9 protein-coding genes are annotated in these 13,499 nt (G+C 61.4%); 5 read left to right on the top strand and 4 right to left on the bottom strand.

Features of this window, described 5'->3' with window-relative positions; all coding sequences use genetic code 11:
• Positions 1–449: 449 nt before the first annotated feature.
• The 3 genes from SADO_RS02435 to SADO_RS02445 all read left to right on the top strand — a co-directional run bounded on the left by SADO_RS02435 (position 450) and on the right by SADO_RS02445 (position 4,223).
• The gene (locus tag SADO_RS02435) at positions 450–1,226 is read left to right on the top strand and encodes a GGDEF domain-containing protein (RefSeq protein ID WP_353108913.1); all 777 of its coding nucleotides are present in this window, start codon (positions 450–452) and stop codon (positions 1,224–1,226) included.
• A 254-nt stretch (positions 1,227–1,480) separates the two neighbouring features.
• A complete protein-coding gene (locus SADO_RS02440; protein ID WP_353108915.1) occupies positions 1,481–3,478 on the top strand; it encodes a BCCT family transporter in 1,998 nt (665 codons plus the stop codon).
• Between the two features lie 118 nt (positions 3,479–3,596).
• Positions 3,597–4,223 (top strand): LysE family transporter, encoded by a 627-nt coding sequence (locus SADO_RS02445; protein WP_353108917.1) that lies wholly within the window; start codon positions 3,597–3,599, stop codon positions 4,221–4,223.
• Between the two features lie 48 nt (positions 4,224–4,271).
• Here the strand turns inward: SADO_RS02445 and SADO_RS02450 are convergent, their stop codons facing one another.
• Complete coding sequence (locus SADO_RS02450; protein ID WP_353108919.1) at positions 4,272–4,589, bottom strand: DUF1244 domain-containing protein; 318 nt, start codon at positions 4,587–4,589, stop codon at positions 4,272–4,274.
• A gap of 274 nt (positions 4,590–4,863) precedes the next feature.
• Between SADO_RS02450 and SADO_RS02455 the strand changes: the two genes are divergently transcribed.
• Positions 4,864–5,895 (top strand): histone deacetylase family protein, encoded by a 1,032-nt coding sequence (locus SADO_RS02455; RefSeq protein WP_353108920.1) that lies wholly within the window; start codon positions 4,864–4,866, stop codon positions 5,893–5,895.
• A 398-nt stretch (positions 5,896–6,293) separates the two neighbouring features.
• On the top strand, positions 6,294–7,910 hold the full coding sequence (locus SADO_RS02460; protein WP_353108922.1) for a BCCT family transporter: 1,617 nt from the start codon (positions 6,294–6,296) through the stop codon (positions 7,908–7,910).
• Between the two features lie 571 nt (positions 7,911–8,481).
• On the opposite strand, the gene SADO_RS02465 is transcribed toward SADO_RS02460, so the two are convergent.
• The 3 genes from SADO_RS02465 to SADO_RS02475 form a co-directional block, all read right to left on the bottom strand.
• Positions 8,482–10,578, bottom strand: a complete 2,097-nt coding sequence (locus SADO_RS02465; RefSeq protein WP_353108923.1) for a DUF6351 family protein — start codon at positions 10,576–10,578, stop codon at positions 8,482–8,484.
• A 726-nt stretch (positions 10,579–11,304) separates the two neighbouring features.
• Positions 11,305–12,333 carry a DUF72 domain-containing protein gene (locus SADO_RS02470; RefSeq protein WP_353108924.1) on the bottom strand — a complete coding sequence of 343 codons (1,029 nt, stop codon included), beginning with the start codon at positions 12,331–12,333 and terminating at the stop codon, positions 11,305–11,307.
• A gap of 167 nt (positions 12,334–12,500) precedes the next feature.
• Positions 12,501–13,439 carry a 2-hydroxyacid dehydrogenase gene (locus tag SADO_RS02475; RefSeq protein ID WP_353108926.1) on the bottom strand — a complete coding sequence of 313 codons (939 nt, stop codon included), beginning with the start codon at positions 13,437–13,439 and terminating at the stop codon, positions 12,501–12,503.
• Between the last annotated feature and the right edge of the window lie 60 nt (positions 13,440–13,499).

Genomic DNA, 13,499 nt, shown 5'->3' on the forward strand with positions numbered 1-13,499 from the left:
GCGCGGACGACGCCGCAAACCAGCGAAAGAGTGGCATGGCGGTTAACTGACCGATTGGTTTATTAAAGCAATAGCACGACCGCACCGCAGCAATCAAAACGCCGCGAGCCACTCGCCCGTCATCGGTTCTCCAGGGATTCCAAGGGTTCCCGCCGCCCGTCATCTGCCCGCCATCGCCGAATAAACGCAGTGCGGCGGCAGATTTTCAAATAGTTCGCGGCGACCGGCGAATTCGTTCGCGAAATGCCATTTCAATAAAACTTTCTAAGGTTCCTCACCCGATCGCCGATAACACCTTGAAATATAAATCGGGTTCCAGACTCGACAGGCACGAATCACAGCCCCATCGCTCGGCATAGCCAGTCCGTGGCCTTCCGGCTCGCCGAGCAGGCGCCATGCCTGAGCGCTGAGCCGGCGACCGACAACAAACCAAGCACCCGACAACCGAAATGCCCAGCGACCCCTACGATCGCGCCTGCGTGTACCGCGCCTGCCCCGGCCGCCTACGTCAGTTCGTCCGGCGCATGGGCGTCTGGCGCGGGGTTCTTCTGTTCACGACCGCAAGCACGCTGATCGCGTTCGCAATCACCGGCATGGCGATGGAAATCGCCGGGCACGAACACCGGCCGCTGGGCTATATCATCGCGTTCACCTGTTCCGTGAGCATCATGCCGGCCATGGTCGCCGGCCTGCTGTCACTGATTCGCCGGCTCGATGAAACCGAGAACGAACTCTATCGGCTCGCGCGTACCGACGAGCTCACTGATCTGCCGAACCGCCGCGCACTGATGGAGGCCGCCGCGGAGCACGTCGCGGACGCCCGGCCGGTCGCCTTGTTGTTCATCGATATCGACCATTTCAAGCGGGTTAACGACACCTACGGCCACCAGACCGGCGACGAGATCCTGCGCCAGGTCACTCGGGCGCTGGCGAGCCAGCTGGGCGACGACGATCTGCTCTGCCGCTACGGCGGCGAGGAATTCGCGGTCTTGATACGGGGTAGCGATGCGGCCCGCCCGCGCGCGCTTGCGGAGCAGATCCGTCGCTACGTCGAGCGAACCTCCATCGATGCGGGCGCAGCCAAATCGCTGCACGTCACCATCAGCATCGGGGTGGCCTGCGCGCCGGATGCGCGCGACGCCGGCATCTATCAGCTGATAGACCAGGCTGACCGAGCGCTCTATCTCGCCAAGCACGAAGGCCGGAACCGCATCCGCGCCGCCTGAGCACTTTTACCGCCATCACGCGCGGCCGGGGTGCTCGAAATGGCTTAACGAATCCTTCTACATGCCCGTGTGCCGCCGTCCCGGCGAACGACCGATGGCACACACAGTATTTGTACCTAGGCTGGTATAGGGCGATAGTTCCTTTATCAGGCGGGGTACCCACGCACACTACGGCGCGATGCGACACCTGACGCATCGCCGCCATGGCGCTGTGCCGTCGTTCCGCCGGCCATCCAAGGGAGACGCTCGAAAACATGTCGCAAACCAAGGAAATCCAGCCGGGCATCAATCCGCCGGTGTTCTACCCCGCAGTGATTCTCATCGGGTTGCTGGTGGTCTTCGGCGCCATCTTCCCGGACGCAGCCGGCACCTTCTTCTCGGCGATGCAGTCCTGGCTGGTCTCGACCTTCGGCTGGTTCTATCTTGTTTGCGTGACCGCCTTCCTCGTGTTCGCGATCGCCTTGGCGCTGTCGCGTCACGGGCAGATCAAGCTCGGCCCGGATCATAGCGAACCGGATTTCTCGTACCCCTCCTGGTTCGCAATGCTGTTCTCGGCCGGCATGGGCATCGGCCTGATGTTCTACGGTGTAGCCGAGCCGGTGCTGCACTACGAGACCCCCTCCACGGTCGATCCCGAGACCGCTGCCGCAGCACGCGACGCCATGCGCGACACCATGTTCATGTGGGGTCTGCACGGCTGGGGCGTGTACGCGGTCGTCGGCCTGTGCCTGGCCTATTTCGGCTTTCGCCAGAACCTGCCGCTGCGTATCAGTTCGGCGTTATACCCCCTGCTCGGCCGGCGCGTGAGCGGACCGATCGGCAATACCGTGGACGTGGTCGCGGTGTTCGGCACGCTGTTCGGGGTGGCGGTCTCGCTCGGCTATGGCTCGCAACAGGTCAACTCCGGTTTGAATCTGCTGTTCGGCGTGCCGGACAGCACCATCGTCCAACTGGGACTGATTGCAATCATTACAGCCATGGCCACGCTGTCCGTGGTGTTGGGTCTGGATGCGGGCATCCGGCGCCTGTCCGAGTTCAATATCGGTCTGGCCGTGATCCTGCTGCTGTTCGTGGCCATCGCTGGGCCCACGCTATACCTGTGCAACATGCTGGTAGAGAACATCAGCTACTACCTGGTGAGCCTGCCGGCCATCTCCATGACCGGTTATCGCTACCTTGGCGGCGAGCAGGAGAACGCCTTCCTGGTGGACTGGAAGCTGTTCTACTGGGCCTGGTGGGTGTCCTGGTCGCCGTTCGTGGGCATGTTCGTGGCGCGCGTCTCGCGTGGTCGTACCATCCGCGAGTTCGTGCTCGGCGTGCTGCTGGTGCCGACCTTCGCCACGTTCGTTTGGTTCACGGTGTTCGGCGATACCGCCCTGCACCTGATCATGACCCAGGGCGCGACCGATCTGGTCGGCCAGGTCAGCGACAACGCCTCGACCGCCCTATTCCACTTCCTGGACTACTTCCCACTCAGCGCCATTTCCTCTTTGCTGGCTACCGTGCTGGTCATAACGTTCTTCGTGACGTCTTCGGATTCCGGCTCGCTGGTCATCGACATCCTTACCGCCAAGAGCGGCGCCGAGCCGCCCGTGTGGCAGCGCGTTTTCTGGGCCGTGCTGGAAGGTATCGTCGCCTCTGTGCTGTTGCTGGCCGGCGGCATGGGTGCACTGCGCTCCGCCACACTGGCCTCGGCGCTGCCTTTCTGCGTGATCATCCTCGTGATGATGTACTGCCTGTATCGTTCGCTGCGCGTGGAAGCCATCAAACAGGATACGTTGCGTTATCCCGTCGGCGTGCCCGCGACGCTGGGCGAAGGCCGAAACTGGAAAACACGACTGGACTCCCTCGTCAGCTCGCCCAAGTCTGACCATGTGCAGGAATTCCTGAATCGCGTTGCAGAACCGGCCCTGCGCGAAGTCGCAGCCCACTTCGAAGCGCGTTCCATGTCCACGCAGCTGCGTATCGAGGAAGGCCGTGTCCGGCTGGAAGTGGACCACGGCGCCGAGGTGGACTTCGTTTACGGCATCCGTGCCCGCCGCTTCGTGCCGCCGGCCTTCGCCCTGTCGGGCATGAGCAGTCGTGCCCACAAGGGCGACGACAGTCACTACCGCGCCGAGATCTATCTGCGCGAAGGTGGCCAGCGCTACAACGTGATCAGCTACAGCCATCAGCAATTGATCGCGGACGTGCTCGACCAGTACGAAAACCACCTGCACTTCTTGTACATATTGCGTTCGCAGGAAGGCTAGCCGGCACACGACCGTCGTCGCCACGCGCGGCGGCGGTCGACTCTCGCTTGGCCAAAAGTTCTAAAAGCGGCAAGGTCAATCAGGCGGATCAAGCCACGCCTGCAGTGCTGAAGCGCCCATGCCCGAAGATCTGATCACCGTATTGGCAACGCTTGGCCTCTATGCCGGGCTCGTCGTCAGCCCCGGGCCGGGTTTCGCCCTGGTTTCGCGCCTGGCGCTGTCGGGCGCGCGGGCCGAGGCCTTCACTTGCACACTCGGGTTCGCGGTCGGCGCGACCTTCTACGCCGTGCTATCCATGACCGGACTGGCGCTGATGATCCAGCGCATGGGCAGCCTAGTCGACCTGATCCAGATTGCCGGAGGCTGTTATCTGGTCTGGTTTGGTCTTTGTGCCTGGGGCAACAAGCCCGCGCCGGAGGCCGAGCGTCCGACACACACGACCAACAAAGCGTGGCGCGGCTTTCGCACCGGCCTGCTCGTCGATCTTTCCAACCCTAAAGGGATCGCCTTCTTTGTCAGTCTCTATGCGGTCGCAATACCCGCGGATACAGCCCTCTGGGCAAAGACGGCCATCGTCGCCGGCGGTTTCGTCCTGGAGCTTGGCTGGTACAACATGGCCGCGGCGACACTCGCGACTCCACCGGCACAGCGTGTTTACCGGCGTTTTGCGGGCGTGATCGAACGCTGCATCGGCACCGTGCTGGCTGCGTTCGGGCTGCGCTTGATTGCCGAAAAAACGCTCTGACGCGGGAACGCTAGAGCCCCGTAGACAATCCAATCTTGCCGAAAGCGATCAGTTACCGGCACGCGTATCCGCGTGTTCTGCCTGGGTGGCTTCAAATCGCTGCTTTTGTTCCGTGCTGGCTTCATCCTGGTAGCGATCCTTCCATTCCGCGTACGGCATCCCGTAGATATGTTCACGCGCCTGATCGTAATCCATGGCTTCTCCGCGCAACTCGGCTTCGGCGCGGTACCACTTGGCCAGGCAGTTACGACAAAAACCCGCTAGGTTCATCAGGTCGATGTTCTGGACGTCGGTACGAGTCTGCAGATGATTGATCAAGCCGCGAAACGCGGCGGCTTCGGCTTCGACACGGGTCTGTTCGTCCATATGCACTCCGGTCTTGAACGGTAGGAATAACGATTAGAGCGCGATTCTGACAGTTCGTGCGGGGCATCTGCCCTAGAACCGGTGCCTCGGGCGCGCCGCAGGCTCCATCTCGCGTAAGGACCTCGTTCGACGCGAGACATCGTCCTAACGGAATATCCATGCAAACGACGTGTTCGCTACAGGCCCTGACGGTTTGTTCTCGTACCGCATCGGATTGATCGGGCGGCGCGGCATGCGAGACTCGGCCAAAGTTCGCTTACGTAACCGACGGCCCATGCTGACGTTCCATTCCCAAGACACCAAGAAGCGCCAGGCGAAAACCGAACTCGACGGCGGTCGACTGGTCACGCCATACGAATGCCCGGAGCGCGTCGACATGATCATCGACGCGGTACGCCAACGTGGCCTCGGCGAGATCCGCTCGACGCAGGCATACGGCCTCGATCCAGTGCTGGCCGTGCATGACGCGGCCTACGTCATGTTTCTCGAACAGGCCTGGCACGATTGGGTGGCGGCGGGCCTGCACGGGGAACCCATCCCGTCGATCTGGCCCGCGCGGCGGCTTCGGGCGGACGCCATTCCCGACCACATCGCCGGCAAGGTCGGCTACTACGCACTCGCTGCCGAAACGTCGCTATGTGCCGGCACCTTCGAGGCTGCCCAGGCCAGCAAGGACGTCGCCCTCTCCGCACTCGATCACGTTCTCGACACTGGCGAGCACGCCTTCGGCCTCTGCCGGCCCCCGGGTCACCATGCCGCGATCGATCAGTACGGCGGCTACTGCTTTTTCAACAACGCCGCCATCGCGGCTCAACGCGCTTTGGATACGGGCGCCAACAGAGTCGCGATCCTCGACATCGACTTCCATCACGGCAACGGCACGCAGGACATCTTCTACGAGCGCGACGACGTGCTGTTCCTGTCCATCCACGGCGATCCACGCCAAGAGTTCCCGTTCTTCCTCGGCCACGCCGACGAAACCGGCCGCGGGGCGGGCAAAGGTTTCAACTGCAACTACCCGCTAGCCAGCGGCACCGCCTATCCCGAATGGAGCGACACACTCGACGACGCCATAGACCGCCTTTCCGACTACCAACCCGACTTGCTGATCGTGTCTGTTGGCGTGGATACATTCGAGCACGATCCGATCAGTTCGTTTCGCCTGAAAAGCGACGATTTCACTGACTGCGGCCAGCGCCTGAAACAAGCGGGCCTGCCGACACTGTTCCTCATGGAAGGTGGTTATGCCGTGGATGAGATCGGCACCAACACGGTCAACCTGCTATCGGGATTCGAGGCTTGTTGATCGATAATCCTCGATACCAAAAATGAAATAACAGCTTGCCCAAATACCACCACAAGGGGCTGAAACTCGTAAGCGAACACCGTGATTTCGGCAGTAGATCGTACGGATTCCAGTCCCTTCGACACCCGAGTGTTTCGGTAGGTTGGCCATGGCGTTACAAGACATTCGGCTCTTGCGTAAAGCACACCAATGCCTGCGCGCCACAACTGATTTTGCCCGCGCTCGATAGAGCGAGCACGCGCTTCGAATACGCTGCCGCGCGGCACCGGCCGGTTTTGACACCAGACCTCCGGGCCCATACGCTCTTTCAGCGAATACCCGCGATTACTGCATCTTGAGCCCATGCTCGCTCGCGTGAGGATCGGTGCCGGCGGGCCCATCAAGCTACGGGGAAGCGTATGAATACGAGTGAACGGGTCGACGAACTCGAAGAACGCTATGATTTCGATTACGAAATCGGCGAAGACAATATCCACCCGCTCGGGCTGGATCTGCATAACCCGGTGTTCATCTGGAGCTCCGTGCTCATTCTGGTGTTCGTCATCGGCTCCATGCTGTTCCCCGAAGTCTCGAAGACCGGCCTGGCCGGCGCACGTGACTGGGTGATCAACAGCTTCGACTGGCTGTTCCTGGTATCCGGCAACATTTTCGTGATTTTCTGCCTGGCACTGATCGTGTTGCCATACGGTCGCGTCCGCCTTGGCGGTCAGGACGCCAAGCCCGATTTCTCGCTCATGTCGTGGTTCGCGATGCTGTTCGCAGCCGGCATGGGCATCGGGCTCATGTTCTGGAGTGTGGCCGAGCCGGTGGGTTACTTCACCGAATGGGCCGGCACGCCGCTTAACGTCCCCGGCGGCGATGAAGCCTCCAAGACCGCAGCGATGGGCGCCGTGATGTATCACTGGGCGCTGCATCCCTGGGCGATCTACGGCGTGGTCGCACTATCGCTGGCGTTCTTTGCCTATAACAAGGGCATGCCGCTGTCGATCCGCTCGACGTTCTACCCGCTGTTCGGCGAACGCGTCTGGGGCACGCTCGGCAACGTGATCGATACGCTTGCCGTGCTCGCGACCATCTTCGGCCTGGCGACCTCGCTCGGCTTCGGTGCACAGCAGGCCGCGGGCGGCATCGAGTTCCTGTTCGGTGTCCCGGCCAACCTGCCGCTCGAGATCGGCATCATCGCCGGCGTGACCGCGGTTGCGCTCGTCTCGGTGCTGCGTGGCATCGACGGCGGCGTGAAGCTGCTCAGTAACATCAACATGGGCCTGGCAGGCATCCTGCTGCTGTTCGTCATTGTCGCCGGGTCGATCGTGGCCTTCGCGGGCAACCTGCTGACGACCTACACCGGCTATTTCGAATACCTGCTGCCGCTGAGCAACCCGGTCGGCCGTGAAGACCAGAGCTTCTACCACTCCTGGACCATCTTCTACTGGGCATGGTGGATTTCCTGGTCGCCGTTCGTGGGCATGTTCATCGCACGTGTTTCGCGTGGTCGTACCGTGCGTGAATTCCTCACCGCGGTGCTGATCGTGCCGACGGTCGTGACCGGCATCTGGATGAGCGCTTTTGGCGGCGTCGGCGTCGACCAGGCGCTCAACGGCGTCGGCTCGCTGGCCGGCGGTATTCAGGACTCGTCGCTGACGCTGTTCCGCATGTTGGACAACATGCCACTGACCAGCGTCACGTCCTTCCTGGCGATCGTTCTGGTGCTGGTGTTCTTCATCACCTCGTCCGATTCCGGCTCGCTGGTGATCGACACCATCACCGCGGGCGGCAAGACCGAAGCCCCCGCCGCGCAGCGTGTGTTCTGGTGTGCGGCCGAAGGCCTCATTGCCGCTGCACTGTTGGTGGTTGGTGGCGCCGACGCATTGTCGGCCCTGCAGGCGGCATCCGTCACAACCGGGCTGCCGTTTACCTTCGTCCTGCTGCTCATGTGCTATTCCCTGCTCAAGGGCATTCAGCACGAGCACAAGCTGCTGACGCTGCTGGAGAAGAAGCAGGCAGGGGCGACTTAAATCGTCCAAGACAACTTGGCGTAAAAACGAAACGGGGCAGGTGTAACTCACCTGCCCCGTTTTACGTTTACTCCGTGGCGAGAAGCGCCCGCCACGAAAATCAATCGGCTGCAGAATCGCCGTTGTCACGGACGACGAGGTTTAAATACGTCGCACCTTTTCGTCCCTGCTCCTTTCAGTGAACAATCGCTCGACGATGGTTTTGCCAGCGAACGGGCCTCCCACTTTGAGCGGCGCGAAGAATGCAAGCGCACGATGCGCGCTCACATCTCCGGACACCAACTCAATACGTCACCACGGCTGACTTGATTGCGGCGACCATGGTGCTCTGCGATTCAACGTCCGCAGTTTCGCGCCATCAAGAACTTCTCTGACGAGATCGCCGGATACGCTGCCAGATCGAAAAACTTCGACCTAAGACACTTACCTCGGAAACTCTTGCCACCGCCCCGTGGACGACGGGACCGAAAAGGTCCTGCGGAGCAACGCCGCCAACAGCTCAAGAATCGAGTCTCGCGTTCTACTCCGGCAGCCGGAAAGCACAACGCAAGACCCGATTTTCCATTTCCGTTTAGCCGCCCGAAGCTCCTTCGCTGTAATCAAGCCACGTACCGTCCACGGAACGCTGGCCTACGCCTGTGCCGCTGTAATCACACACGCCCTCGGGGAACACGGTATTCAAACGCGTCTGCTGATCGACCGTGAAGACAGCGGTGCCGTAATCGAAGTCGGCCGTGGGCTGGAGCTGGCACTTGATGATGTCATCGACGACCGGCCCGCCCGCGGCGATCCGCGGCGTCGGTGTCTTCGGGTAGAGATCGTTGCACACGCCCTCGTCATCAAAGGTCGCCACTTCATTGACGCGTTCGCCATCGTCCACCCGCCAGCAAGCATCCACTGCCGCCGCCGGCTTGTGGGCGACGACCTTGTCCGCGCTTAACGGTGCCGGGTCGGCGACAATCGCATCGAGCCAATCGCGCATCAGATCAAACTGTTGTTCCGAGACCTCCGCGCTCAATGTCGACAGCGCCGCGGCCTGTTCTTCTCCGAAACCTCGAAGAAGCGCCAACTGTGGATTCGGAAATAACCAGATCACCTGGTTGTCGGCGCGGCCGTTCTCTCGGATCAGCTTTTCGCGAATCTGGATGTCGTTATAGATGGTGTGAATATCCCCGGCCGGCTCGGCATAGAAACGCCGGTGGAAGATCGGCGTAACGGCCAGGCCACCACCGCCGCTACCGACGCGACCGCGACCGTAGGCGAGCTCCAGCGCCTTGAGATTGGCTTCGGTACGCGCGGGGGCGAGATTGCCGTCCACATCGAAGCCGCCCACGCCTTCATTTACATCCAGGAATTCGTCCACGGTAATGGTGCCGGCCCGCAAGGCCTCCAACCCGTACTGGACGCCTACGTTATCCAGAGGTCTTCTGACGAAACCGGTTTCCGGATCGATGCCCAGCGTATTGATATTGATGTCGTACAGCGAGCAACGCACGCCGTCGGGATTGGTCACCGGGTCATACACCAGACCGGCCTGCTGCAACCCGCACACGGGTGACGCCGAACCGTCGGTGGCGACAATCGCGTCGCCATTGCCGAAATCCCAGTTTCTGCAGGTTCCGGGCAGATGCCCTTCGAACGCCTGGCGTACGGAGTCCCCGGCCGGGTTCGCGGTGAAGTAACGGTTCAGAAGCCGACAGTCAGAGACCGCCAAAGCGGTCCCGAACACACCGGGGAAAGCGGCGCCAGGCAGGATGCCGTCCATCAAGCCCGGGTAATTCTGCGTGATCAATATCTGTTGAATGGCGCCACCGGAACCGCCCAGGCCCACCATCCACAACGGCACACCGTAGGTTTCGATAAAGCGTTCCTTGACCATCATCATGGTCTCGGCCGCGACCACATCGTTCACGTTCACCTTGTTTATATTGAGCGTGGAAACGATATAGCCATAGCCTTCCGTAATGGCACGGAAGCTGGCACCGTCATCGAATACGTCGCCGAAATCGTTATCGCCCTGGTTGTACTGGGCCGCCGTCGATTCGCCTAAGCGGAACACCAGCCGGCCATTCCAGCTGCTGTCATTCCAGCCCCCTTCGGTCTGAGGGTCCTCAAGAACGGCAATGCGATAGATGGAGCGGTTAATGGTGCCCGACTCCACCCGCACGATATAAGGCACAGTGTCGCCGGATAAAGTGGTAACCATGGCCATGTCGTCAGGCCGGGGCCCGTAAGGGTCGGCCAAGAGCTGACGGTCGCCGTCCTGATTGAAATAGAAATAATCGACCCGGGTTTCCACCGAGCAATCGGCGTCCAGCGGCATGCCGAGGTCGGATTCGACCGTGCGGCATTCGAACGGTGTCAGGTGCGGACCGGAGAACACCGGGCCGGTGATCGGATGATTGACCACGTCGACCGCGGCGCTAAGTGCTTCGCCATCCGTCGTCGTTGCCTCAACGACAACGCGATTATCGCCGAGCGGCAAACCGGAAATCACGCCGGACAGACCATCGCCGCGATCTTCCAGAGTCACGTTCTCCGCCAGCTCGGTGCCGTTGGCCAACACACGCACTTCCGGCTGGAGAGTCTCACCCTCCGACTCGACCCGCACGCGCATATCACCACCGGTGACCCGCGCGGCATCGCCAGACACAACCGCCACGGTCATCGATGGAGATTCCGAGTCGGAACCACCATCATTATTACTGCCACTGTCGCTGCAGGCCACTAACGTCAGACACAAAGCCGATAGCACACAGCTGTTCAGCCAGCGTCCCAAGCGCCCAGACTTCTCATTCTTGTTTTTCATAAATCCCCTCGTCGCTTTTTATAGTATTTATTTTCTGGCAATTCAGCGGCTTCCAACCCCACGGAGCGCAGAATAAACCGGCCTTTATGAAACTTCCCTCCCCACTCGTAGAAAAACAAAGAAGAATCGAAAATCGCAGCTAAAGATGTTTCCATATAACCAATAAATTCATATTAGTCACGGCTTCGCGCAGCGAAAGAACGAAAAGACTGAATACATCGTTTTCAGAACGCTCGAGTTAAACCGCTAAAGCCGCCATCCATTATTTCATCGGCGATTTATCGATCATACCCCAGATTCAACAGCACGCCAGCGCCTATTAAATCGGCCACGAAAGCGCGCCCCTATAAGCGCATTCTTTATCACCACCTCATGCATTGACGCCAGTATCGGCGAATGCTGCGTGATGATTCAAAAGAAGATCCAAAAGTGTCTCGATTTCCGACACCCAGACCGAGCGACTCGGACATCGCGTCACGGCATCCTCAGCGGCTTGATCGCCCGTAGGAGGATTCGGCGAGCCTCAACCCAAACGGGCGAAACTGAGCGACGCATGTCGGCGCTTTCTCGAACCGCGGGGCTGCATCAATTCCGAAGAGCCGACACCGCCTCGGCCAGCGCGCGTACGGATAACGGCGAACTGCCCTCGGCCTTGTTGTTGACGGTGACGAACGCCGGCTGACCGGCGCCGACCGTGCCCGCGATCACCCGAGCGAGCGTCGCCCGCGTATCCGGATCGGGATCGATCAGCTTGTCGAACGGCGAATAACGGTCACGCGCCCGTTCGTAGCCGAAGGCACCGTGCTTGATGTTGAGATTCCACCGGCACACGAACGGCCCCGGCCACAGCCGCCGCAGAATCGGCAACTGCGCGTCGATCGGCGGCATCTTGGGATGTAGGCCAAGGCAGTAGGTCGCACCCGCATCTTTCAAGGCATCCACGAATGCGGGCGTCAGCCACTCGGGGTTACGCACCTCGACCGCGATCACGGCATCGGGCGAACGGCTTCGGGCCTCGGACACCACTCGCAACAGCGCATGCAGGCGCTCGATCAGCGTATCGATCTGCCCGAGCCGTGGGCGCGGCAACGGGCTGATCTGGAACACCAGCGCGCCGACCTTGTCGCCGAGGCCCTCGAATGCCGGCGCGACGAACTGGCTCCACGCCAGATCGCCATCCAGAAAATACGGATTCGCCTGCTTGCCCTGGCCACCCGGCTCCCGCACCAGCGCATCGGTGACCAGACTCGGCGCTTTGACCACGAACCGGAAGTCATCGGGCACGTCGTCAGCATAGGCGGCGTACTGCGAAACCGTCAGCGGGCGATAGAAACCGCGATCCAGCCCCACGGCACCGAACAACGGATGCTGTGCGTACGCGGCCAGACCGTCGCGCGACAGTTGCTTTTCGCTATACAGCCGATCCCAGACCAACCCGGCCCAGCCCGGAAAATACCAGGACGACGTGCCCAGCCGTAGCCCGCTTGGCATGCGTTGAGCCAGATCCACGATCGACGCATCGAACGTGGCCGGCGCGACGCCGCTCAGCTTCGTGTCGTCTTCAGGAAATAGCGAACCGCTCTGCGGCGGTGGATCGGCAGGGTGCGAACTCATTACGGCGAAGGCAGCGGTAAATCGGGCCTATTGTAAGAGAGCCGGCTACCGGCCTGTCTCCCTACGCAAAGCGCCGGTGGGCGCTGCAAGGACTCGACGCGCGTCCTACGGGAACCGGTGCGCCGCAACCCGGGACGACATCCCGCAAATCGTCGCAAAAGGTGAGCTCACGTCACCGGCGTCAGTAGCGGATCACCGCGAAAGTGAGCCCGCAGATTGTCGACCACCAGCTGCCCCATCGCCAGGCGCGTCTCCACTGTGCCGCTCGCATAGTGCGGCGCCAGTACGACCTGGTCCATCGTGCACAGCGCCTCGGGCACGTTCGGCTCATCGGCGAGTACGTCCAGTCCGGCGCCCCGGATACGGCCTTCCGCGAGCGCGGCCACCAGCGCCGGCTCGTCCACCGTGGAGCCACGGCCGACGTTGATCAGGACGCCTTGCGGCCCTAGCGCATCCAGCACCCGCCGATCGATCATGTTCTCGGTCGCCGGACCGCCTGGCACAACCACCATCAGGAAATCGCTGTCGGCCGCGAGGGCGGCAACATCGTCGTAATAACGGTACGGCAGCTCGTGGTCGGCCCGTCGCTGGTGATAAGCAATGACCATATCGAAAGCCTCGGCGCGACGCGCGATCGCGCGGCCGATACGGCCCAGCCCGACGATACCGAGCCGCTTGTTGTTGACGCGATGCCCCAGCGAAAGCCCCTTGAGCCAAAGGCCGTCGCGAACATTGCGATCGGCATGCAGCAGCTGTCGCGAAACCGCCAGCATCAGCATGATCCCCGCATCCGCCACGTCTTCCGAGAGCACGTCGGGCGTATTGGCGACCACGATTCCGCGGCCGTGCGCATAATCGGCGTTCAAAGCGTCCGTGCCGATACCGGAAGAGGCGATCACCTCCAGATTGGGCAAGACGTCGAGCACCGCCACCGGCGGCGCCTGGACCGCATTGGTCGCCAGACCGCGTATACGCGGGCCGACGTCGCGAAGCATCGTTTCGGCCTCGCTTTCCTGCGTCGGCAATACATGAACCGTGAAAGCCGACTCCAATTGCCCCAGGACGTTCGGCGGCATCCTTCCCACGACCAGAATATCCGCTGTCACTTGTTCTCCCTTGCGCGATGGGCGGCCACCGGCCGCGGTGAAGCCATAAACCCTATCGGA

Source organism: Salinisphaera dokdonensis CL-ES53, from assembly GCF_040361215.1.
In the GTDB taxonomy this organism is placed as follows: domain Bacteria; phylum Pseudomonadota; class Gammaproteobacteria; order Nevskiales; family Salinisphaeraceae; genus Salinisphaera; species Salinisphaera dokdonensis.